Raw genomic sequence first — 21,732 nt, 5'->3', positions numbered from 1 at the left:
GGCCGCGCGGCCGCCCTCACGGGCGCCGCGCGGCCTCGTCGTCTCAGGGGAGCCGGCCGGCCGCGTCCGTCACGCCCTGGGCGAGGACGGCGCCGGCGCTGAGCACGGTTCCCGCCTCGCCCCGGCCGGAGTCGCGGACCAGGTAGTCGCGGCTGCCGAGGTAGGCGAGCGAGCTCCGGTCGAAGACCCACTCGGTGCGCTCGCCGTTCGCCTCGAACGCCACGCCGACGCCGTCGCGGCCGAGCGCGTCCTGTGTCCGGCGCACCACGCGCACCCCGGGGATGAGGGCCGTGGCCCGGTAGAGCGCGGCGCGGGCGGCCGGCGGCACGACCGTCTCGTCCAGCAGCCCCTGAACCTGGCCGAACGCCCGGGCCGGGCTCCGGTCGCCCTGGCGGGCGTACAACCATTCGAGCGTGGCCTCGGGGTCCGCGGGCAGGGCCCCGAGCTCGTCGTACGTCGGCACGTCCCGGGCGGGGAACAGCGTGGTCTCCCCGCCGTTCTCGCGGATGAGACCCTTCCCGGACGCGTCCCCGGGAATCCAGGCCTGCCGCTCGTGCAGGGCGATCGGCTCCAGAGGCCCGCCGAACGTCCGCTCGCGCTCCGGGCGCGAGCTCGACACCACGCTCCGGGTGTAAGCGAACCCGCCCGGTGGCGGGGCGGTGACGGGCCGGCGGGCGGCCGCGTCGGCGATCCGGCCGAGGGTCTCGGCGACGCCCTGCGCCGTGGCGTCCGGCACGCGGATCACCGGCGCCGTGGTGAAGGAGACCTCCCGGGCCGGGGCGTCGTGCGGGCGCAGCACCACGAACGCCAGGACCAGCGCGAGCACGGCGGCGGCCGCCGGGGCGAGCAGCAGCCGGGGGCGCCGGCGGCGGCGCCGGCCGATCTCCCGGACGAAGTGGTCGCGCATCTGCCGGTGCCGCGTCGGCGGCAGCTCGGGGCGCCCCGGGTCGGGGAGCATGCGGGTGAGGTCCTCGATCTCGGTGTTCACCGGTTCTCCCTTCGCGTCGTGACGGCCTGCTCCCGCAGCCGGGCCCGCGCCCGGGACAGCCGGGAGCGCACGGTGCCCACGGGGATCCCCAGGGCCTCGGCGGTGGCCGCGTAGTCCAGTCCGGCCCAGACGCACAGCATGATGATCTCCCTGTCGGCGGCGCTCAGCCGGGCCAGCGCCGCCCGCGCCGCGGCGAGGCGCTCGGCGTCCTCGGCGCGGCCCGTCAGCTCGTCGGCGAAGTCGGGCACCTCGTCCCGGACGGGCAGGCGGGACAGCGCGGCCCGGTGCCGCCGGGCCGCCCGCGCGGTGTTGCGGAGCACGTTGGTGGCGATGCCGAAAAGCCACGGGGCGACGGCGTCACCCTCCGGGTCCAGCCGTCCGCGCAGCCGCCAGGCCTCCAGGAAGGTCAGCGACACCACGTCCTCGGCCGTCGACCGGTCCCCGGTCGCCCGCGCGGCATGGCGGAAGATCGCCTGTGCGTGCTCGTCGAACAGCTCGCCGAAGGCGGCCGTGTCGCCGGCTCTGAGCCGGGCGCGCATCGTTCGTTCCACGTCTCGACCTGTCCGTCCCCGCCGCCGGGTTCCCGTGATCCGCGTCACACACGCGCCGTCCCCGTCCCCGTCCGCGGCCCGGGCACTGTACCCGCAGGTGGCGTCGGCGCGGGAACGGCGGGTGGCTATAGCCTTGGCCCGTGATTAAGGTCGGTGTACTGGGCGCTCGCGGGCGCGTCGGCGTGGAAGTGTGCAAGGCCGTGGACGCGGCCGACGATCTGGAGCTGGTGGCGGCGGTCGACAAGGACGACCCGCTCGACGCGCTGGCCAAGGCCGAGGTGGTGGTGGACTTCACCCACCCGGACGTGGTCATGTCCAACCTCGAGTGGTGCGTCGACCACGGCATCCACGCGGTCGTCGGCACGACGGGCTTCGACGCGGAACGGCTGGAGACGGTACGCGGCTGGCTCGTCGCCAACCCGGGCACGAACGCGCTCATCGCCCCCAACTTCGGCATCGCCGCCGTGCTGATGATGCACTTCGCCCAGCAGGCGGCGAAGTACTTCGAGTCCGTCGAGATCGTCGAGCTGCACCACCCGCACAAGGCCGACGCCCCCTCCGGCACGGCCCGCCGTACGGCGGAGCTCGTCGCGCGGGCGCGCCGGGAGGCGGGGCTCGGGCCCTCGCCCGACGCCACGACCGCCGAGCTCGACGGGGCCCGGGGGGCCACGGTGGACGACGTCCACGTGCACGCCGTACGGCTGGCCGGGCTGATCGCCCACCAGGAGGTGCTCCTCGGCGGCGAGGGGGAGATCCTCACGCTCCGCCACGACACGATGAGCCGGGCATCCTTCACCCCGGGGGTTCTTCTCGGCATCCGGCGCATCAGCGGACTGAACGGGCTCACGGTGGGGCTGGAGCGCCTCCTGGACCTATAAGCCTCGTCCCCGGGGTGTGCGTGTCTCCACCTCTGCGCGCCCGCCTGTGGAGGACGCGTCCGAAGAGCCGCGCGAGCCTCGCCCGCTTCCGCCAAAGTATGGCGGGGCCGCCGGTCGGCGGCCGTCCGGACCACCCCCCGAGGAGAAAGGCATGATCAGCATGGTGGGCGAGAGCTTCGAGGACCGCATCACGGGCCTCGAGATCGACGTGCAGTCCATCAAGATCCTTATCGGCAGCGTCGACAACAAGGTCGAGCGTGCGCGGCTGGAGGTGCAGCACGCCCAGGGTGCCAACACGCGCATGATCCAGGCTCTGCACGACGACCTGTCCGAGTTCCGCGGCGATGTGAAGGCGCGGTTCACGGACATGGGCGAGCGCTTCGACGCCGTGGAGGACCGGTTCATCACGATGGACGAGAGGCTTGCCGCCGTGGACGAGCGGTTCGTCGCGGTGGACGAGCGGTTCGTGGCGGTGGACGAGCGGTTCGACCGTGTCGACCGGCGCCTGGACCTGATGGACGCGCGTATCGACGCGCGGTTCGACGAGGTGCTGGCCCTGATCAGGGAGACGGCCGGAGGCGCGGCGCGGGCGTGACGGGCGTCTGAGGCGGGATCGCGAGGTGACGGCCGCCGTCCGCCAGGCCGGCGGCCGCTCCCTCGCGACGGGTCAGAGCGCCAGGCCGAGCGCGAAGAGGGCGCCGAAGACGAGCTGGAGGCGGCCGGTCTGCTGCAGGGTGGCGATGAGGGCGGGCCCGACGGCGCCGGAGCGGACCGCCCTGACCGGCGGGAGCGCGAGCGGCAGCGCCAGCAGAGTCAGCGCGGCGAACGGGCGCCACGGCACGAGGGCGATCGCGACGGCGAACGGCAGGATCAGCGCCGCCGAGTACAGCAGCCGGGTGCGGGTGTCGCCCAGCACCACGGCCAGCGTGCGCTTGCCGGACGGCCCGTCGGTGGCGATGTCGCGGAGGTTGTTGACCACCAGGAGCGCGCAGGCCAGCAGCCCCACAGGGACGGCGGCGGCCACCGCCACCCAGCTCAGACGCTCCACCTGGACATACGTGGTGCCGACGACCGCCACGAGGCCGAAGAACACGAAGACCGAGACCTCGCCCAGCGCGCGGTAGCCGTACGGGCGGGAGCCCCCGGTGTAGAACCACGCGGCGAGGATCGCGGCGAGACCGACGAGCAGGAGCCACCAGGCCCCGGTCGCCACCACGAGCACGAGCCCGGCGACGGCGGCGGCCAGGAAGCAGCCGAGCGCCGCGGCCAGCACGTCCCTGGGGGCGGCGACCCCCGACCCGACGAGACGCATCGGGCCGACGCGGTCCCGGTCGGTGCCCTTCACGCCGTCGCTGTAGTCGTTGGCGTAGTTGACCCCCACCTGCAGGGCGAGGGCCACGAACAGGGCGAGCAGGGCCCGCCACCAGATCGCGCCGCCGTCGGAGACGGCCGCGCCGGTGCCGACGGCGACCGGGACGACGGCGGCGGGCAGCGTACGCGGGCGTGCGCCGGCGAACCATTCAGCTGGGGTGGCCACGTGACTTCCTTTTCCTGCCGTCTTCCTGCCTGCGGCTTCCGTCCGCGCACGCGCTGGGGGAGGCGGACAGACGCGCATCCACGGACGTACGGGACGCACCGACACGATATCGGCAGGTCGCCGGTCCCCGACGCCGGGCCCCGGCGATCACGGAAGGGTCAGCTGATGTCGGTGCTCAGGCGGATCATCCGGATGGGACGGCCCATGTCGAGGACGCGCTCGGCCTCGTCCTCGCCCCAGCCCGCGGACTCCAGGAAGCCCAGCATCGGGTGGTTGTCGGCGAACACCCACGTGACCACCGTGCTGTAGCCGTCCTCGCGCAGGTGGTCGACGGTCGCGTTGAGCAGGCGGCTGGCGTGGCCCCGCCGGATGTGGTTGGGGTCGACCAGCAGCGTGAGCAGTTCGGCCGTGGTGGAGGGGCGCAGGTCGGGATCCTCGGCGGGACCGTGCGAGGCGAGCCCGACGACCCGGTCGGACGCCCGCTGCGCGGCCGTGGCCAGAATTCCGCCAGGCCCGAGCGCGGTGAAGGCGTCGGTGTCGGGGACCACCCGCTCGACCGCGACCAGCACGCGGTGACGCGGGGTGGGCGGGGAGAGGATCGCCTCCTCCCACTGGCGGCGCCACATCTTCTCAGCCGCCGGGCCGGTCATCTGCTCCAGGGGACCCGGAGGCAGGAAGTCTCGGTAGGCCGCCTTCCACGCTCGAATCTGGGTGCTCGTCACCGCATCGACGTCCTCGAGGCGGGCAGCTCTAACACCCATCCGGCCGGCTCCTTTCTTTGCCTGTAACACCGTACTGGTCAGGAAGGCCTCGGCGTACCTTCTGCGTGGCGTCGTGCCCGATATGCCCTTGTTTTGGTGCGGTTTCCGCACACGCGCATGGAACACCAGGAGCGTGATCGGTTCTTCGAGGAGTCGATGAAGGCCCACTGGCACGTGCTCTCGGCGCAGACCTTGAGCCGGGGCCAGGTGCCGTCGGCGTGCGTCGCGGCGATCATGGCGGCGATCCTCGCGAGCCCCCCGCCGACCCCGTCCGTCAGGGGTGTGAGCGCCGGGGTCCCGCCGTCGAGCGTCACCCGCACCGGGAGCGCCGCGAGCGCGGCGTCCAGATCGGGGGGGACGGCGTACGGCCCGCCGTCGTGGTTGCGCAGCAGCGCGTGCCGTAGCCCCTCACGCAGGTGGGCGGCGAGGGCGAGGTCCTCGTCGACGGCCCGGTCGTCCGCGCCGACCAGGCCTCGTTCGCGCAGCCACACGGACAGCTCGGCCGGTGAGGCCAGCTCGTCGGCGTCTTGCTCGACATCGTAGGTGTTCACGAAATCGCGGAGCAGCTCCGCCGGGCCCGTCATTGTCGATCACCCCTCGTGACCACTTTACGACAGTAGGAGGTTGCGGAATGCCAACACCGGCGTAAGCGTTATGATGGTGTCAATCATTCCGAGGAGGATCCGATGCGCGTCAGTTACCTGGCCTACCTGGCCATGCGCGAGAAGGAGCGCCGGGAGCGCCGCCGGGCGGCGGCCGACGCCCAGCGTCCCCGCACCCGCTGAGCGGGCTCACACCGGCGTTCCCGAGACGTCCGCGAGGGCGGCGCCCAGGCGGCGCACGCCCTCGTCGAGTTCCGCCACCCCCGCCGGGGCCATGTGCGTCAGCCGCAGCCGCGGTCCCGGCGGCTCGGACGGGTAGTACATCCGTCCCGGGCTCACCAGCACACCTTTGAGCTGGGCCGCCTCCGCCACGGCCGCCTCGTCCGCCGCCGGGGGGAGCCGTACCCAGACGTGCATGCCCCCGGAGGGGACGAGGTGGACCTCCAGGGCGGGGGCGTGCCGGGCGAGACCGGCCAGCAGCGCGGCCTGCCGTACGCCGATCTCCTGCCGCACCGCGCCGAGGTGCCGCCGCCAGGCGGGGGAGTGGACGAACTCGAGCGCCGTCTCCTGCAGTGGCCTGGCCACGAAGAACGCCTCCACCACCTGGACGGCCCGCAGGCGATGGGCCGCCGGGCCGCGCGCGATCAGCCCCGCGACGCGGAGGCTCGCCGAGGTGATCTTGCTCAGCGACAGGATGTGCACGACGGTCCCGTGCGCGTCGGTCGCGACCATGGGCGGCGGCGGGGGTGCCGTGGTGAGATACCGGGCGAAGTCGTCCTCGATGACGAACGCTCCCGCCGCCCGCGCGACTGCCAGCACCTGCTCCCTGCGCTCCCGGCTGAGCGTCGCGCCCGTCGGGTTCTGCAGCGTCGGCTGGCAGTAGAAGACCCGGGCGCCCGTCAGCGCGAACGCCTCGGCCAGCAGGTCGGGCCGGACGCCGTCGCGGTCGACCGGGACGGCGTGCGGCCGCAGGCCGGCGATGCGCGCGGCCGCCAGCGCGCCCGGGTAGGTCGGCGTCTCCACCAGGAGCGGCGATCCGGGTCCCGCCAGCGCCCGGAACGCGTGCGTGAGCGCCGCCTGGCCTCCGCTGACCACGAGCACGTCGCTCTGCGTGACCGTCCCGCCCGCCTCGCCGGCGAACCACCGGCGCAGCTCCGGCAGGCCGTTCAGCGGCGGCATGTCCCACGCCTCCGGTCGTCGTACGGCTCTCGCCGCCGCGGCGGCCAGCGCCCTCGCCGGCCGGAAATCGGGGTTGAGGTAGCCGCCGGTGAGCGGCACGACGCCGTCGGCGGGCCGGGCCAGCAGCGCGGCCACCGCGGAGTCGTCGACCACCCGGTCTCCCAGGGCGACCGTCTGCCACGACGGGTCGGGTGCCTCGCCGGCCGGCGGCCGCGCGGGCGCGACGAACACGCCGCTGCCGGGGCGGCTCACCACCCGTCCTTCGGCGGCCAGTTCGGCGATGGCCCGCGACACGGTGACCGGCCCCACCCCGTGCCTGCGCATGATCTCCCGGCTCGACGGCAGCCGGTCGCCCGGACGGGACCGCGCGGCCTCCTCCCGGAGGATCGCGGCAAGCCGGACGATACTGCTATCGTCATTCATGAGAGCTGACGATAGCGCTATCGCCATACCGCCAGTAGCGGTGCGGGAGCGGACGCCCCGGCGGCGGGCCTGGCAGGGGAGCCTGCTGGCGGGGGCGGGGGTGGCCGCGTTCTCCGGCTCGTTCCCCGCGACCGTCTTCGCGATGCGGGGGTTCGACCCGTACCTGGTCGCCATGGGCCGTGCCGTCCTCGCGGCGGCCGCCGCGGCCGCCTGCCTTGTGGCCGCCGGGGCGCCCCTGCTGCCTCCCCGCTCCCATCTGCGGTCGTACGCCCTGATCGTGCTGGGCGTGGTCGTGGGCTTCCCGCTGTGCAGCGGGCTGGCCCTGCACGCGGGCGCGAGCACGGCCCACTCGGCCGTCGTCATCGGGCTGCTGCCCGCGGCGACGGCGGCGTTCGCCGTCCTGCGGGCGGGGGAGCGGCCGCGCCCCCTGTTCTGGGCGGCGTGCGCGGCGGGCGCGTTGTCGATCACCGTGTTCACCCTCACGCGGGGGACCGGCCGCTTCGCCGGGGCGGACGCGCTGCTCGTGCTCGCGCTGCTGTCGGCGGCCGTGGGCTACACGGAGGGCGGCCGCCTGGCCAGGCAGACCCCCGGCTGGCGGGTCATCTCGTACGCGGTCGTGCTGGCCGCGCCGGTCACGGTCCCGGTGACAGCCGTTCTCGCGCTGACCACGCACCCCAGGCTCAGCGCCGTGTCGCTGGCCGGGTTCGCCTACGCCGGCCTGGTGTCCATGTTCCTGGGCTTCGTCCCCTGGTACGCCGGGCTCGCGATGGGCGGCATCGCCAGGGCCGGGCAGATCCAGCTCGCCCAGCCGCTGCTCACGCTGGTGTGGGCGTGGTGGCTGCTGGGCGAGCGGTTCGGCGCCGCGACCGTCGCCGCCGCCCTCGCCGTCCTGGTCTGTGTGGCCGTGACCCAGGTCAGCAGGGGAGCGCCGAGGTGAGCCCGCTCAGGGGACGAGGACGATCTTCCCGGAGGCCGCGCGCTCCTCGATGCGCCGATGCGCGGCGGCCGCCTCCTCAAGGGGCAGGACGCTGTCGACCCACGGGCGCAGCCGCCCCGCCGCCAGCATCTCCAGCACCTCGGCCCGGGCCTCCTGGACACGCAGGGCCCATCCCGTGAGGCCGCCGCACCCGGCGAGCGTCAGCCCCCGGCGGAGCAGGTCTATCGGGGCGACGGCGGGCGGGCCGTCGAGGACGCCGTAGAGCAGCATCCGCCCGGTGCCGGGCGTCATCGCGTCGAGGAGCCGTCCGGCCGAGGCGCCCCCGATCGACTCGAAGACGACGTCGAGGGTGCCGCCCTCCTCGGCGACCCGGTCCGTCCAGCCGGGGTCGGTGTGGTCGAGGACGAGGTCCGCCCCCAGGTCCTCCGCCTGCCGCCGTTTCCCGGCGCTTCCGGCGGTGGCGACCACGCGGCCGGCCCCCATCGCGGGGGCGAGCTGGGTGAGGTACGCCCCGACGCCGCCCGCCGCGACCTCGACCAGCACCGTCTCGTTCCCCGTCAGGCGCGCCTCGCGCACCAGCGTCAGCGCCACGGCGCCCTGGACGGCGACCGCCACGGCGTCTGAGGGTGTCACCGGCTCGGGGACGACGGTCAGGGAGTCCGCCTCCGCCCTGGCGTACTCGGCGTAGGTTCCGCCGTCCCCGCCGAGCCTCAGCGTGACCACCCGGGTGCCCACGAGCGCCGGATCCACCCCGTCGCCCGTCTCCGTCACCGTTCCGGCCGCCTCGAAGCCGAAGACCGCCGGCAGCGGGACGGGCAGGGGGAAGCCGCGGGCGCGCAGCAGCGTGTCGGCGTAGCCCACCCCGGCGGCCTCGACCCGGATGACCACCTGTCCCGGGCCCGGCGACGGCTCCGGGACCTCCTCCGGCCGCAGGACCTCCGGCCCTCCCGGTTCGTGCATGACGATCGCGCGCACGGCGCCACCTCTCTAACTGAACCACCGGTCAACTTCACACGGCAGTACTATATGGACCGGCGGTTCAGTTGTCACGGGCCGGGTGAGGAGGAGGCGGGTGGGGGAGCAGCGCCGCGAGCGCGCCGACGCGGCCCGCAACCGGCGCGCGATCCTGGAGGCGGCCGAGGACCTGCTGCGGCGGCACGGCCCCGACCAGGTCTCGCTCGAGGATGTGGCCGCGGCCGCGGGCGTGAGCAAGGGCACGGTCTTTCACCGCTTCGGCAGCCGTACGGGACTGATGTGGGCGCTGATCGAGCAGCGGGTGCTCGCCCTCCGTGAGGCCGTCACGTCGGGACCCCCGCCGCTCGGGCCCGGGGCTCCGCCCGCCGACCGGCTGGAGGCGTTCGTGGACGCGATCGTCCGCCTGGTGGACGGCAACGTCGGCCTGATGGCGGCGCACGAGCACGCCCTGGCCAACCGGCGCCACGCCGAGGGGGACCGCGAGGCGAACCCCGTCTACCTCTTCTGGCACGGCCACATGTCGGCGCTGATCGCGCAGGCCCGGCCGGATCTGGACGCCGACGTGCTGGCGCACGTCCTCATCGGGTCCCTCCACAACGACTCCGTCGTGCGTATGCTGCGGCAGGGGGAGGCCGACCGGCTCGCGGCCGGCATGCGGACGCTCGCGTCCGGTCTGCTGCGCGGGGCCGCGGATCCCCGTCCCGCCGGGGCTTGAATCGTGTGACGCCGGGGCGCAGGATGGGGACGTCGGTGTCATATCGTCGCGGCGCGGGAGGGTGAGGGGATTGGCGGACGTCACGATCCCGGAGGGCGGATTCTGGCCTGCGCCCGAGATCCCGCAGCCGAACATCTACCCGATGGAATGGCGGGTGGAGACCGAGAAGCTGGCGGCCATCTACGAGAAGTCCAAGCGCATGGTCTGGAACCCCGCCGACCTGCCGTGGGACCTGCTCGACCCGGACGGGTTCACGCCCGAGCAGCGGCTCGGGATCATGTACTGGTTCTCCGTGCTGGCCAACTTCGACGCCTCCGGGCCGGCCGTGTTCGCCCGCGCCACAATCCAGGCGTTCGAGAAGCACGAGGAGGACCCGGTCCGCAAGTGCTTCTTCTCCATCACCCGTGACGAGATGAACCACGAGGAGTGCTGCCAGCGGGCCATCGCCCGGCTGTGGCCCGGCGGGCCGCTCGACTGGGAGCCCCGGACCGACCTGGAGCGGGCCGCGCACAACAACATCGGCTGGCTCTACCACAACGGCGGCCGGTACTGGAACGGCTACACCACGGCCGTGGGGAGGTACTCCCTGGCCGTGCTGTTCACCAGCTTCATGATGGGCGAGATGGCGGCCTCCACGCTGTTTCGCGGCATGGCGTCGGGGACGGCCCACCCGCTGTTCTCGGACATGTTCCACAAGATCGGCCGGGACGAGTCCCGGCACCTGCAGATCTGCATGACGATCCTGGAGAACGAGTGGCCCGGGCTCACCGACGACATCCGCGGCCTCATCACCCGTCAGCTGCGGGCCGGGTTCGTGTTCCTGTCGATGATCCTCTGGGAGCCGCCGGGCGGCTTCTGGGAGCTGCCGCCGTACTTCCTGCACAACCACCGCGTCCTCATGGACCACGCCCGCGAGGGCGGGCTCGGCGTGCTCTCGTACGAGGAGCAGGCCGACAACTGGCGGCTGGCCATGGCCCGGGTGCGGGCGATCGTCGAGCGGTGGGGCATCGAGTTCCCCGCGATCCCCGAGCTGGACATCGAGGGCGTCGCGGTGGACGTCGTCGATCCCGAGGACATCATCCCGGTGTTCTAGACGTCCGCCGCCGGGTGGAGCCGTTCAGCTGGCTCGCGCGAACCGGCGGCCGAGCAGCACGTACCCCACCGCGTACGGCGCGGCGCCGATGATCTCGACGACCGATGTGACCATCGAGTGCGGTCCGAAGCCGAACAACGCTACGGTCCCGCCGATCGCGTAGACGACGCCGCCGAATCCCAGGAGCAGGCCGGTCACCCGCTGTCCGTACCGGTTGAGCAGCAGGGCGAGCAGCACGTATCCCAGAGGGAAGACGATGTTCGCCGTCAGCACGATGATGCCGCCCTCGACGTCGATGTCCTGGGAGGTGTGCACGAGGTCGGGCGCGTACTTGGCCGTCACCGGGTTGTGACCGCCGTCGAAGACGATCAGACCGAACCAGAGCATGGTCCCGGCCAGGGCGGTGTACAGCGCCGCGAGTCCGCGCGAACCCAGCTCGCGCATGCCCAGAGCCAGGACGCCGGCCAGGCAGATCGCCTGGACCAGCAGGCTGACGGCCTCCATGGAGTGGGTGAACGCGTACCACTGGGCGTGCGCCGCGATGTCGTGGCCGTCACGGGCCGGGTGCAGGATGACGGTGAGCAGGAACAGCGGGCCCCCGATCATCGCGGTGAGGTTCACCATCATCCGCACATACCGGGTGCCGTCCCCGGCGCCGGGCCGGCGAAGGGGGTGGGGAGGGGTCATGACGCCGGCGTCGTCGGGCGCCGGACGGTGGGCGTTCATCGTCGTTCTCCTCATGTGTCGTGTTCGGATCGGCATGCCGTGGACGCGCCCGCGTACGGCTCGGCTGCGACGGCGGGTCGGCGTCAGTGGGTCGGCGTCAGTGGGCGTGCGGTGCCGCGCCGGCGGGTGCGACTCCCGGGGGCACGACGAACGCGCTCAGCGCGGCGGCCGCCAGGGCCGCGAGGGCGCTGACCGTGAACGCCAGGGCGACGCCGGTCGCGCTGACCTCGCCGGTCACGCCTCCGGCGGCGACGGTGGACAGGACGGCGACCCCGAGCGCGCCGCCGAGTTCGTGGAAGGTGTTCACGATTCCCGAGCGCGTTCCCGCCTCGTCCGGGGCGACGGCGGTAAGCGCCGCGGTGACCGCCGTGACCAGCGCGGCGCCCACGCCGATCGCCGCCAGGGTGAGCCCGGCGATCATCAGGGCAGGGCCGCCGGCACCGGCCGCCAGCCCGCATCCGGCCGCGGTGACGGTCAGCGAGCCGGCGGCGAGCACGCGTCCGTCGAGGTGCGTGACGGCCCGGCTGCCGGTGTGGGCCCCGATGATCGTGCCGAGCGCGATCGGCAGGAAGGCCAGGCCGGTCGTCGCGGCGCTGTAGCCGTGAAGACGCTGGAGATAGAACGACCCGAGGAAGAACGCGCTCACCAACAGGCCGGTGGCCACCAGCATCAGTGACGCCCCGGCCACGACCGGGCGGCGGGTCAGCACCCGCAACGGCATCAGCGGTGCGGCGGCCACGCGCTCGACCACCGCGAACACTCCGTAGAGCAGGACCGCGGCGGCCAATGGCAGCAGCGTCGAGCCCGCGAGCCAGCCGTGTCCGCCGGCATTGATCAGTCCGTAGATGGCGGCGCCGGTGGCGAGGGTGACCGAGAGAGCGCCGGCGGCGTCCACCCGGCCGGTGGCGGCCGGGTGCCGCCGCCTGGCGGGGAGCAGCGTGGGCAGGAGCGCCAGGATGGCCAGCCCGGCGGGCACGTTGATGAAGAACACCCACCGCCAGCCTGGGCCGGACGTCAGCAGGCCGCCGAGGATCACGCCCAGGGCCGAACCGGCGCCCCCGATCGCCGCCCATACGCCCAGCGCCCTCGACCGGTCAACGCCGGCGAAGGTCGTGGTGATCACCGACAGCGCCGCCGGGGACATCAGCGCCGCGCCGGCGCCCTGCGCCGCTCGACCGGCCAGGAGCATCGTGGGGTCAGTCGCGAGTCCGCTGGCCAGCGACGCGACGACGAAGATCGTCAGACCGCCGAGGAGCACGCGGCGAGCGCCGAACACGTCGGCGGCGCGGCCGCCGAGAAGCATGAGGCCGCCGAACGCGAGCGTGTAGGCCGTCAGCACCCATGGCACGACTCCGCCCCGCAGCGCCAGGTCGGCGCCGATGTCGGGCAGCGCCACGTTCACGACGGTCACATCGAGAACGAGCATGAACTGCGCGACGCTCAACAGCCCCAGCACCCACCACCGGCGCGGGCCGGGCGGCCCGGGGTGGTGGTGGCCGGTGGAGATCGGCGACGGTGACGTGGCGGCCATGACCTGCTCCCTCCTGCGTGAACGGTCACATGATTAACCCGAACACGCATGTACGAGTTGAAGACTAGCACTAATCCGTACATGAGTGTTCGGGTTATTCGCTCTGAAGGTCACGGAAGGTGCGGTGAGGCTTCTACGCGTGGGCGTCCCGCGGAGTGGCGCTGAACAGCGTGCAGCGCGGGGCGGCCGCCGCGAAACTCTCAGGAGACGGGGAATCGACCAGGCCGTTCTGCACGAAGGCACGGACGCCGAGGGGGTTCTGGCGGGGGAACTCCCGCAGGATGTCGGCGCGCCGCGCCTCGGGGACCTCCGCGAGGTCCACGGCCTGGCTCCGGCGTCCGCGGGTGAGCACGCCCTGCCCCGCGGCCCGGGCGTTCTTGGCCCAATCGGAGTTCGGATACGCCTGGAGTACGTAGTGCACCCCGTCGACGACCACCGGGGCCACCGGAGTGGTCCGCGGAAGGCCGCTCGTGCGGCCGGGGACCGTCAGCAGGTGGATCGGGCCGATCGGCAGCCCGACGCGGTGCAGGAAGACGAAGATGCGGTTACGCACCCGGTGACTGCGCGAGATCGTGCTGTGTGCGCTCACAGTGAATCCTTCCCGGAGGATGTCGGCCAGATGGCCTGGAAGCCGGGACGGCGGGATGTCCGAACTCGATGCCGCCGAGTCGGGGTGGGCGTCGATCCGGCGCGACTCGAAGGCTTGGCCGATGACGGCCACCCGTTCCACACCAGGTCACGCGATGCACGTGCGGACCCGTGCCGCCCACGACCGAACGGTAGACGGTCACGCTGAGCCGCACATCAGGTGGCGGATGTAGCTCACCGCTACGCCCCCGGATGTAGCCGTCGCCGGGCCACGCCGCCGCCGGCGGTAGGGCGAATGCGTTCCCATGTCCGACGACAACGACCGCCCGGGCCCGGCATCGTGAGTCATCGCGCGGACTCCGCCTGCGCCGCGCTCGCCGGTGCCCGTCCCCTGCCGCGGCAGGCGGCGCTGCTGCACCTCGAACACGAAGAACCCAGGCCTGTCCCGCCTCGATCCCCGTTCATGACAGAGGAGAAACGATGAAGATCGCGCTTTTCGGTGCGACCGGAGGCACCGGCCGTCAGTTGATCCGGCAGGCCTGCGAGGCGGGGGACGAGGTCACCGCGGTGGTCCGCGACCCGGCCCGGCTGACCGAGTCGCATCCTCACCTGACCGTGCTGCGGGCCGACGTGACGGATCCCGCCGCGCTCCGCCCCGCCATCGAGGGTTGTGACGCGGTGGTGTCGGCGCTGGGGTCACGCGAGGGGCGGGTACCGACCACCGTCTGTGCCGCCGGCACGGCCGGCATCGTCGAGGCCATGCGCACCGCACGCGTCCGACGGCTCGTCGTGGTCAGCGCCGGCACCGTCACCACCGAGGGCGACGGGCCGCTGACCCGCCTGATCGTGAAGCCGCTCCTGGGCAACCTGCTCAAGCACACCATCGCCGACAAGCGCCGGATGGAGGAGGTCGTGCGTGCCAGTGGTCTGGAGTGGACGATCCTGCGTCCCCCGATGCTGATCGACGGACCCCACACCGGTGTCTACCGCAGCGCCGTCGACCGCAACGTGCGCGGCGCACTCCGCGTCTCGCGCGCCGACCTGGCCGACTGCATCCTGCAGTGCCTGCTCCACCACGAACCGATCAACGCCACCGTCTCGATCGGGTACTGACCCCGCCGGGGCCTCGGCGACGATTCAGATGCCCCACGTGTGCAGGAGCAGCGTGGCGCTCACCGTCACGAGGACCAGACTGCCGAAGACCAGCGAGGCGATCCAGGCCCGCCGGCCGCCACTCGACGGTCCCCGCCGTGAGAGGGCCGACCTGCGCAGGTCGAACAGGTCGCGCCAGTCTCCGAGCCCGTACGGCCGGCCGTACCTGCGGATGATCATCAGGAGGAACGGCAGCGCGACGCCGGCCAGCGCCGTGGCCGCGCCGGGGATCCAGTCCTCCCGGGTCAGCGCGAGGCGGATCCCGCCGATCACGAGGACGACCGCGAGCCCCAGGGCCGGGGCGGCGCCCGCTGTGAGGTTCATCGCGACGGCGGCCCTCAGGGCGCCGAGGGCGACGGACAGGCCGCTCATCCCCAGCTCGGCCGCGCCCGCGCCGTCGGCGAGCCACTGCTCACGGTAGCGCTCGCGCTGCTCGGGCCGCGGCAGGGCCGCGGCCGCCACCAGGATCGTCCCGCGGATGATGGGGTTCACGTCACGTCCCGGGCTGCGGCAGCGTACGGCGGACGGGGGCCCGGGCGGCGTCGCGCGCGCCACACGCGCGGCGGGCGGCCGGAACGGCGTCGCCCGTGAGCTGGTAGAGCCGCCTGCGCGGCCCCCTGCGCTCGGAGTCGGCCTCCCACATGGAGACCACCCATCCGCTGCGCTCGAGGCGGTCGAGGATGGGGTAGACGGTCCCGGAGGCCCTGCCGGTCGCCTTGATGATCTCCAGCCCCCAGCGGGGCTCCTGGCTCTGCAGCAGCACGTCGAGGACGTCGACGGTGGCGGAGGTGATCCGCGAGAGCGGTTTCATGCCTCCACCGTACTACCTATGTAGAGGAGGCTTGTCAGGGAGAGCCTTACGCGGCACACTCTGTCAGGAAACGCCTGACGCGACACTTCCGGAGAACACATGCCCGCTCCCTCCACCGCCGAGCAGGACATCCGCTGCTCGTTCTGCTCGAAGCCGAAGACCGAGGTCACCAAGATGATCGCCGGGCCCGGTGTCTTCATCTGCGACAGGTGCGTGGTCCTGTGCAACGACATCCTGAGCGAGGTCCTCTCCACGCAGCCTCCCCCGCCTCCCGAGATCCCCTGGGCGGAGAGCATGACCGACGAGGAGATCCTCGAGTTCCTCCCCAAGGTCGCCGCGGTGAGTGCTCAGGTCGAGGCCAACCTGCGCGTCTGGGTCGAACGCCTCCGGGACCGGGGCGTCACCTGGGCCAGGATCGGCGCCGCCCTCGACATGACCCGCCAGTCGGCCTGGGAACGCTTCTCCGGCGAGGAGTGATCGCGGCGGCGCGCTGAGCCCGGGCCAACGCCAGGATGCCGCCGCCGACGGCCCAGCAGACGAGGCCGGCGCACACTGCGTTCCACCAGCCGGTGCTCAGGGAGACATCCTCGGCGAGGACGACGGTGACCGCGACGACGGCGACGGCCAGTAGGGCGAAGACCCTCAGCAGCACGCTCGCCCCGGCGCAGCGCCGGACGGCCGGCCAGCCGATCCACCAGGCGCCGGCGGCCGCGAGCGCCGCACCGGAAGGGACGGCGGCGAGGGCGAGGACAGGCACGGTCGTCTCGCCGCCGGCCGGCGACGCCGCCACCGGGAGCGCCGCCACGCATGACAGCGCGGGCAGTAGCGCCGCGACCGTCGGGGCGAAGACCGCCACGCCAAGGCCCTCCACATACACCTCCCGCGTCAGGGTGCGACGGCGCAGCACCGCGGCCCGCACACCGGCCCGGCGGTGCGCGGTCCTCGCCCGGCTGACGGCCATGACCGCGGCGACCAGGGCGTAGAAGGCGTCCTTCGGCGTCAGCCAGCCGTCTCCCTCGCCCGACGCCCCGCGGACCGCCGGAAGGATGGAGGCGAGAATAGCGCCCAGCACGGCGACCACTCCGACGCCGAGCAGGGTCCACCGTGAGGCGGCGGAGGAGGCGACGTCTCCTCGGCATCCGGGCCCGGGCCAGTAGGTCCTGCGTCCGCCGGTTCGCGGGAGCGAGGTCGAGGGCGCGTTCGAGGACGGCGACGGTCTCGGCGCGGTGGGCGGGGGCGGGAAGCGGCGCCGAGGAGTGCAGGGCGGCGCCCAGGACCAGATGCGCCTCCGGCCGGTCCGGGGCGAGCGCGACGGCGCGCCGCGCCGCGGCGATCGCCAGGGGGGACCACGGGGTGAGAAGGGTGGCGCACCAGGCCTGGACCCGCCACCCGCCCTCCTCCGCCCGTGCCGCGCGCAGGCCGTACAGCCGCGCTCGGGTCGTCTCACCCATGACCGCGAAGACCTGGCTCGCGCGGAACAGGTCGACGGGGCGGAGCAGGGACTCGCCGCGAGAGATCCGCTCCCGTGCGCCGGCGTGCCGGCCCTCGCGCACGTCGACCAGCGCCCCGAGGAGGACGGGGACCGGGCCGGAGGGATCGGCGTCGGCCGTCGGCCACACCGAGGACCGGGCCTCGGCGTACCGTTTCCGCGCGCACGCGCGGGCGACCCCCGCGATGTCGCCGTCGAGGAGCGCCAACTGCTCAGGGGGCAGGTCGGGCCATCCGTCGCCGCTTTCGTCAGAGGTCTCGTCGCTGGTCGCGTCGCCGGGGTCGGGCATCCCGGTCCGTCCGCCGCCACCCGGAGCGGTCAGCAGGCCCCTGACGTACGCCGCAAGGTCCTGGTGCTGGTCGCGTCCCGCGGCTGAGGACAGGGCCGCGCGGGCCTGCGCGTGACGTCCCTGATGGGCGTGGACCACCGCACGGAGGAGGCGGGCACGGTCCCCGTCCGGGCCTGTCCGCCTCCAGCCGGTCGACGTAGGCGTGCGCCCACACGTACCGGCCCTCTTCACACCGCCGGACGACGTGAGCCAGATGCGGGTCCACAAGATTCGGATTGTGTCAGCCACGCCCGGCCGGGTCAGCCGGTCGGCCACCTCTCCTCCGGTGACACGTAGCTTCCGCGCTGCGGGACGGTGAAGACCCAGCCCTGGGCGCGCAGGGACGCCACGGCCTGCCGGACGGTCACCTTGGCCACTCCGTACTGCTGCATGAGCGACTTCTCGCTGGGTATGGGCCGGTTCGGTTTGAGCTCCCGATACCTGATGCGGTCGGCGATCTCCAGGCTGATCCGTTCGTGGACGGGGATCCTCCGGCGGGCCCGGTGGACCGTCCCTCTGCCGACGAAGGTGCCTTCGCCCGGAACCGTGCGCACGAGGCCGAGGTCACGGAGTTCGCGGGCGACCCGCCGCGCCGTCGTGCGGGCGACGCCGTAGCCGGCCCCCAGCTCCGCCTCGCTCGGAACCGGGTCTCCGTCGGCCAGATCTCCCCGGCGGATCTGTTCCCCGATGGTCTCGGCGATCTGCTTATACAGCGGTACGGGCCCCTCGCGATCGAGCATGAGCCCACAGTAGACAAGGCGAGACGACTAGACGAGGCAAACCGTCAACTCGCCGGCCAGTGCTCCTCCGGGGAGACGAAGGTGCCGCGCTGGGGAACGGTGTAGACCCAGCCCTGCTCCCGGAGGAGGGCGATCGCCTTCCGGGCGGTTTCGCGGGCCACCTCGTACTGCTGCACGAGCGCCGTCTCGCTGGGGACGGCGCGGCGGGGGAGAAGCTCTCCGCCCCGGATCCGGCCGGCGAGATCTTCGGCGATCTTGCGGTACATCGGCGTCGTGCGCGGCTCTCTCGGGGAGGCGTCCGGTGAGCCGACGAACGTGCCCTCGCCCTGCACCGTGTAGATGAGCCCTTCCTCGCGCAGCATGTGGAAGGCGCGCCGGGCCGTCGTGCGGGCCACCCCGAACTCGCTCTGGATCGCGGCCTCGCTGGGAATCGGATGTCCCGGAAGAAGGTCGCCGCGCTGGATGCGCTCTCGGATGAACTCCGCGATCTGCACATACAGGTGAGTGTCACCGTCATGGTCGAGCACGATCGCACCATAGGCGACCGATAACGAGGTTAGATGGGCGACTATGCCTGATTGGGCGTTATGTTTGCACTAGACGGAGCAATACAACTAGACGTATTATTCAAGACAGAGGAGATCAGGGGATCCGGCGCCAGGCGGTGTCGGTGACGATCACGTGGTCGAGGAACCGCAGGCCGACGGTCTCCGCGGCCTCGTGAAGGAGGGCCGTGACCTCGAGGTCGGCGGCGCTGGGATCGAGCGAACCGCTCGGGTGGTTGTGGGCGAGGCCGAAGGCGGCACCGCCGGAGACGAGGACGGTGGTGACGATGTCGCGGACAGGTGCTGGAGTGTGGTCGCTCCCGCCCTCGCTGACGAGGGCGCGGCGGAGCACGGCGCCGCGGGCGTCGCAGACCACGACCACGAGCCGTTCCCTCGGGTGCCCGTGCAGGAGGGGCGCGGCCGCCGCGGCGATGTCGGCCGAGCACGTGATGCGGCTGCGCCCGGGCTCGGCCTGGGCGCGCCGGACGAGATGGAACGCCGCGGCGACCCGGGCGGCCTTGGCCGGGCCGACGCCCGGAACGGCGAGGAGCCGGTGGGCCTCCGCCCGGGAGAGCTCCCCGAGGTCGCCGCAGTGCGCGATGACCTTGGAGGCGAGCTCCACGGCGCTGACGCCCCTGCTGCCCGAGCCGAGCAGCAGGGCGAGCAGCTCGCGGTCGGCCAGCGCCGCGGCGCCGGACGCCAGGAGCCGCTCGCGCGGCTGGTCGGCCTCGGGCAGGTCCTTCACGCGCATCGGCACCTCCGGATGGGACAACCGGATCGGTTGTACCAGCGGGCACCGACAGTCAGAGGGAGACGGGAATGCCGTAGACCAAGCGGAACCTGTCGCCGGGGATCACCGCGTCGGTCGTCTCGACGGCGCGGTCGCCGGCCCAGTAGGTGCGCTCCACGTGGAGCACCTGGACGCCGGCGGGCAGCTCCAGCAGGTCGCTCTCGGTCGGCTGCGGCACGCGGACGTGGACCGTCTCGCCGATCTCGGTGATCGGCGTGCCGCCGGCCGCGAGCCGGAAGGCCGCGCTCCTGCGCTCGCCCGTGCCCTCCTCCGGCGCCTGGCTCTGGCCGAACTCGACCGGCTCGTACGACGTCAGGAGCTGGAGCGGGCGGCCGTCGCCGCGGAGGACCGAGCGGACCCGGATGACCGGGCTCCACTCGCCGACCCGCAGGCGCTGTGCGATCTCGGGCGGCGCCTCGGCGAGCTCGCTGCGCCACGTGCACGTGGGGTGCCGTCCCCCGGACTGCACGTCCGCGGCGAACGCCGCGAGCGGCTCGGTCGTGCGGGTGCGGTGCAGCGGGAGCAGGGTCGGCCTCTCCCGCACGCGGTGCCCGGACCCCACCCGCCCGATGATCAGACCCTCCTGGGCGAGCACGCGCAGGGCGTGACGGGCGGCCGTCTCACCGACGCTGTACTTCCTGGTGATCTGATGCCGCGACGGGATGGGTGCCCCCGGAGGGAGCGTCCCGTCGACGATCTGGCGGCGAAGGTCCTCGACTACACGCAGGTAGACCGGATCAGAGTTGGCCATCAATCCATCCCGGGGGGGTGACGAGGGTTTCCCAATCTTGGCGTATCCGGAGGGCAACCGAGAGTAACGGCCGCTACCTGTGACTCCAACTTTGCGCGGTGAAAGGTCTGCAAATGGACCAACCTGACGTTAGGCGGTCACCTGCTGAAATTCCGCTCCCGCCCCCCTATCACGGGCTCCATCCCGCGCCCGTGATGCGCGGCTTCGAGCCGATCGTCTGGCTGTCCCCGACCCGTCGCAGCGACGTGGTCCGCGTGCGTCGGCACACCTGCGAGTGCGTCCCGATCATCTATGAGCTGTGCCACTCCGGCGGGCTGCTGTTCATCCGCAGGACGGTGCGGAACGCCGAGGGCCCGAGCATCCATGAGAGCGAGCGCCTCATCACCGTGCGCATGGAGGCGCTATGGGAGAGGTTGATCACAGGTCAGGCCCGGTGAGCGGCGCGCTTCGGGCTATCCGCAAAATTCTTCCCACCGGCGTGTAACACGGGCGTAAGACGCGGCGATTCTCGGATAGAGGTCGCTGATGTGTGTACCCCCGAGCACATATCGGCGGCCTCTTTCGCTGTCCCGGGCAGGGTGATGATCGCCCGCGGACCCCTCTCCGGCACCTGCGTGATCACCCCAATCCCGGCAGTCGTCGCGACGCGGGCATAACCACCGGCCATAACGGGGTGGCGAGGTCCACCGTCCGCGCGGATCCGGGTAGCGTTCCGTCTATGGCATCGCCAACCGGAACCTCAGACGCCCCCTTCGGCCGGATGCTGACCGCCATGGTCACGCCGTTCACCTCTGACGGCGCCGTCGACTACGAGGGCGTCCAGCGGCTGGCCGTATATCTGGTCGACGAGCAGCGCAACGACGGGCTCGTGGTCAGCGGCACGACGGGGGAGTCCCCGACCACCAGTGACGACGAGAAGGACCGCATCCTCAGGGCGGTCGTGGAGGCCGTGGGCGACCGGGCCGTCGTCGTCGCCGGCGCGGGCACCAACGACACCCATCACAGCGTCGAGCTCGCCCGGGCCGCCGAGCGGGCGGGCGCGCACGGTCTCCTGGTGGTCACCCCGTACTACAACAAGCCGCCGCAGGAGGGCCTGTTCCGGCACTTCACCGCGGTCGCCGACGCGACCGCGCTGCCGGTGATGCTGTACGACATCCCCGGGCGCTCCGGCGTCCCGATCGCGACCGACACGCTGCTGAGGCTCGCGGAGCACCCCCGCGTCGTCGCGGTGAAGGACGCGAAGGGCGACCTGTTCGCCGGCTCCCACGTCATGACGGCCTCGAAGCTCGTCTTCTACTCCGGCGACGACCTGCTGAACCTGCCCTGGCTCTCGGTCGGCGCGGCCGGCTTCGTCAGCGTGGTGGGCCACGTGGCCGGCGCCGAGCTGGCCTCCATGGGCGAGATGTACCGTTCCGGCGACGTGGCGGGCGCCCTGGCCGTCCACCGTCAGCTGATCCCGGTCGTGACGGCGATCATGACTCGCACCCAGGGCGCGATCATGACGAAGGCGGCGCTGAGGCTGGCCGGCCAGGACGCGGGAAACGTCCGGCCGCCGCTCGTGGACGCCACCGGCGAGCAGATCGCCGCATTGCGTGAGGACCTCATCGCGGGAGGTCTCAAACTTGCCGACAGTTAGAACACA

Annotated in this window: 26 protein-coding genes; 9 read left to right on the top strand and 17 right to left on the bottom strand. The window is 72.8% G+C overall.

Features of this window, described 5'->3' with window-relative positions:
- Positions 1–43: 43 nt before the first annotated feature.
- Positions 44–988 (bottom strand): CU044_5270 family protein, encoded by a 945-nt coding sequence (locus MPTA5024_RS12035; protein ID WP_036322468.1) that lies wholly within the window; start codon positions 986–988, stop codon positions 44–46.
- Positions 985–1,539 (bottom strand): RNA polymerase sigma factor, encoded by a 555-nt coding sequence (locus MPTA5024_RS12030; RefSeq protein WP_232326404.1) that lies wholly within the window; start codon positions 1,537–1,539, stop codon positions 985–987. Before MPTA5024_RS12030 ends, MPTA5024_RS12035 begins: the two co-directional genes overlap by 4 nt.
- Positions 1,540–1,679: 140 nt before the next feature.
- Between MPTA5024_RS12030 and dapB the strand changes: the two genes are divergently transcribed.
- Positions 1,680–2,417, top strand: coding sequence for a 4-hydroxy-tetrahydrodipicolinate reductase (gene dapB, locus MPTA5024_RS12025; RefSeq protein WP_036322464.1), 738 nt, complete (start codon positions 1,680–1,682; stop codon positions 2,415–2,417).
- A gap of 151 nt (positions 2,418–2,568) precedes the next feature.
- Positions 2,569–3,012, top strand: coding sequence for a hypothetical protein (locus MPTA5024_RS12020; protein ID WP_051457962.1), 444 nt, complete (start codon positions 2,569–2,571; stop codon positions 3,010–3,012).
- A gap of 72 nt (positions 3,013–3,084) precedes the next feature.
- Here MPTA5024_RS12020 and MPTA5024_RS12015 read toward each other — a convergent pair whose 3' ends face one another.
- From MPTA5024_RS12015 to MPTA5024_RS12000, 4 genes are all read right to left on the bottom strand, one after another.
- Complete coding sequence (locus MPTA5024_RS12015) at positions 3,085–3,954, bottom strand: 1,4-dihydroxy-2-naphthoate polyprenyltransferase (protein WP_036322463.1); 870 nt, start codon at positions 3,952–3,954, stop codon at positions 3,085–3,087.
- A 158-nt stretch (positions 3,955–4,112) separates the two neighbouring features.
- On the bottom strand, positions 4,113–4,715 hold the full coding sequence (locus MPTA5024_RS12010; protein WP_036322462.1) for a GNAT family N-acetyltransferase: 603 nt from the start codon (positions 4,713–4,715) through the stop codon (positions 4,113–4,115).
- Between the two features lie 38 nt (positions 4,716–4,753).
- Complete coding sequence (locus MPTA5024_RS12005) at positions 4,754–5,299, bottom strand: CGNR zinc finger domain-containing protein (RefSeq protein ID WP_036322461.1); 546 nt, start codon at positions 5,297–5,299, stop codon at positions 4,754–4,756.
- A 207-nt stretch (positions 5,300–5,506) separates the two neighbouring features.
- Entirely contained in the window at positions 5,507–6,919 is a 1,413-nt protein-coding gene (locus tag MPTA5024_RS12000; protein WP_036322460.1) for an aminotransferase-like domain-containing protein, read from the bottom strand.
- Between MPTA5024_RS12000 and MPTA5024_RS11995 the strand changes: the two genes are divergently transcribed.
- Entirely contained in the window at positions 6,918–7,856 is a 939-nt protein-coding gene (locus MPTA5024_RS11995; protein WP_036322459.1) for a DMT family transporter, read from the top strand. The two genes, MPTA5024_RS12000 and MPTA5024_RS11995, sit on opposite strands and share 2 nt — an antisense overlap.
- Before the next feature lie 6 nt (positions 7,857–7,862).
- On the opposite strand, the gene MPTA5024_RS11990 is transcribed toward MPTA5024_RS11995, so the two are convergent.
- Positions 7,863–8,831 carry a quinone oxidoreductase family protein gene (locus MPTA5024_RS11990; protein ID WP_036322457.1) on the bottom strand — a complete coding sequence of 323 codons (969 nt, stop codon included), beginning with the start codon at positions 8,829–8,831 and terminating at the stop codon, positions 7,863–7,865.
- A gap of 97 nt (positions 8,832–8,928) precedes the next feature.
- Here MPTA5024_RS11990 and MPTA5024_RS11985 point away from each other — a divergent pair, with 97 nt between their 5' ends.
- Both MPTA5024_RS11985 and MPTA5024_RS11980 read left to right on the top strand, forming a co-directional pair.
- Positions 8,929–9,546 carry a TetR/AcrR family transcriptional regulator gene (locus tag MPTA5024_RS11985; protein ID WP_036322455.1) on the top strand — a complete coding sequence of 206 codons (618 nt, stop codon included), beginning with the start codon at positions 8,929–8,931 and terminating at the stop codon, positions 9,544–9,546.
- Positions 9,547–9,616: 70 nt separating this feature from the next.
- Positions 9,617–10,639, top strand: a complete 1,023-nt coding sequence (locus MPTA5024_RS11980) for a hypothetical protein (protein ID WP_036322453.1) — start codon at positions 9,617–9,619, stop codon at positions 10,637–10,639.
- Positions 10,640–10,663: 24 nt separating this feature from the next.
- On the opposite strand, the gene MPTA5024_RS11975 is transcribed toward MPTA5024_RS11980, so the two are convergent.
- The 3 genes from MPTA5024_RS11975 to MPTA5024_RS11965 all read right to left on the bottom strand — a co-directional run bounded on the left by MPTA5024_RS11975 (position 10,664) and on the right by MPTA5024_RS11965 (position 13,485).
- Positions 10,664–11,365 carry a hypothetical protein gene (locus tag MPTA5024_RS11975; protein ID WP_036322451.1) on the bottom strand — a complete coding sequence of 234 codons (702 nt, stop codon included), beginning with the start codon at positions 11,363–11,365 and terminating at the stop codon, positions 10,664–10,666.
- Between the two features lie 97 nt (positions 11,366–11,462).
- Positions 11,463–12,896, bottom strand: a complete 1,434-nt coding sequence (locus tag MPTA5024_RS11970) for an MFS transporter (RefSeq protein WP_036322449.1) — start codon at positions 12,894–12,896, stop codon at positions 11,463–11,465.
- A 133-nt stretch (positions 12,897–13,029) separates the two neighbouring features.
- Complete coding sequence (locus MPTA5024_RS11965) at positions 13,030–13,485, bottom strand: nitroreductase family deazaflavin-dependent oxidoreductase (protein ID WP_084369660.1); 456 nt, start codon at positions 13,483–13,485, stop codon at positions 13,030–13,032.
- Between the two features lie 479 nt (positions 13,486–13,964).
- Between MPTA5024_RS11965 and MPTA5024_RS11960 the strand changes: the two genes are divergently transcribed.
- Complete coding sequence (locus MPTA5024_RS11960; RefSeq protein ID WP_036322447.1) at positions 13,965–14,597, top strand: NAD(P)-dependent oxidoreductase; 633 nt, start codon at positions 13,965–13,967, stop codon at positions 14,595–14,597.
- Between the two features lie 24 nt (positions 14,598–14,621).
- Here the strand turns inward: MPTA5024_RS11960 and MPTA5024_RS11955 are convergent, their stop codons facing one another.
- Both MPTA5024_RS11955 and MPTA5024_RS11950 read right to left on the bottom strand, forming a co-directional pair.
- Positions 14,622–15,128, bottom strand: coding sequence for a hypothetical protein (locus MPTA5024_RS11955; protein ID WP_036322445.1), 507 nt, complete (start codon positions 15,126–15,128; stop codon positions 14,622–14,624).
- Between the two features lies 1 nt (position 15,129).
- Positions 15,130–15,447 (bottom strand): PadR family transcriptional regulator, encoded by a 318-nt coding sequence (locus MPTA5024_RS11950; protein WP_036322443.1) that lies wholly within the window; start codon positions 15,445–15,447, stop codon positions 15,130–15,132.
- Positions 15,448–15,546: 99 nt separating this feature from the next.
- Between MPTA5024_RS11950 and MPTA5024_RS44230 the strand changes: the two genes are divergently transcribed.
- The gene (locus MPTA5024_RS44230) at positions 15,547–15,924 is read left to right on the top strand and encodes a ClpX C4-type zinc finger protein (protein WP_036322441.1); all 378 of its coding nucleotides are present in this window, start codon (positions 15,547–15,549) and stop codon (positions 15,922–15,924) included.
- On the opposite strand, the gene MPTA5024_RS11940 is transcribed toward MPTA5024_RS44230, so the two are convergent.
- The 5 genes from MPTA5024_RS11940 to MPTA5024_RS11920 all read right to left on the bottom strand — a co-directional run bounded on the left by MPTA5024_RS11940 (position 15,848) and on the right by MPTA5024_RS11920 (position 20,090).
- Complete coding sequence (locus tag MPTA5024_RS11940; RefSeq protein ID WP_157099385.1) at positions 15,848–16,519, bottom strand: hypothetical protein; 672 nt, start codon at positions 16,517–16,519, stop codon at positions 15,848–15,850. The two genes, MPTA5024_RS44230 and MPTA5024_RS11940, sit on opposite strands and share 77 nt — an antisense overlap.
- 1,005 nt (positions 16,520–17,524) lie before the next feature.
- Positions 17,525–18,004, bottom strand: a complete 480-nt coding sequence (locus tag MPTA5024_RS11935) for a GntR family transcriptional regulator (RefSeq protein WP_036322440.1) — start codon at positions 18,002–18,004, stop codon at positions 17,525–17,527.
- A 44-nt stretch (positions 18,005–18,048) separates the two neighbouring features.
- Positions 18,049–18,531: a GntR family transcriptional regulator gene (locus tag MPTA5024_RS11930; protein ID WP_036322438.1), complete on the bottom strand. Its 483-nt coding sequence runs from the start codon at positions 18,529–18,531 to the stop codon at positions 18,049–18,051.
- A 115-nt stretch (positions 18,532–18,646) separates the two neighbouring features.
- A complete protein-coding gene (locus MPTA5024_RS11925) occupies positions 18,647–19,300 on the bottom strand; it encodes a JAB domain-containing protein (protein ID WP_036322436.1) in 654 nt (217 codons plus the stop codon).
- A 52-nt stretch (positions 19,301–19,352) separates the two neighbouring features.
- Positions 19,353–20,090: a GntR family transcriptional regulator gene (locus tag MPTA5024_RS11920; protein WP_036322434.1), complete on the bottom strand. Its 738-nt coding sequence runs from the start codon at positions 20,088–20,090 to the stop codon at positions 19,353–19,355.
- 191 nt (positions 20,091–20,281) lie between these two features.
- Between MPTA5024_RS11920 and MPTA5024_RS11915 the strand changes: the two genes are divergently transcribed.
- On the top strand, positions 20,282–20,527 hold the full coding sequence (locus tag MPTA5024_RS11915) for a hypothetical protein (protein ID WP_198167045.1): 246 nt from the start codon (positions 20,282–20,284) through the stop codon (positions 20,525–20,527).
- Between the two features lie 281 nt (positions 20,528–20,808).
- Positions 20,809–21,726: a 4-hydroxy-tetrahydrodipicolinate synthase gene (dapA, locus tag MPTA5024_RS11910; RefSeq protein WP_084369571.1), complete on the top strand. Its 918-nt coding sequence runs from the start codon at positions 20,809–20,811 to the stop codon at positions 21,724–21,726.
- The last annotated feature ends 6 nt before the right edge of the window (positions 21,727–21,732 follow it).

It is taken from the genome of Microbispora sp. ATCC PTA-5024, from assembly GCF_000511135.2.
Lineage (GTDB): Bacteria > Actinomycetota > Actinomycetes > Streptosporangiales > Streptosporangiaceae > Microbispora > Microbispora corallina.
The sequence above is the reverse complement of the archived record's forward strand: the minus strand, read 5'-3'. Positions and strand labels throughout refer to the sequence as shown.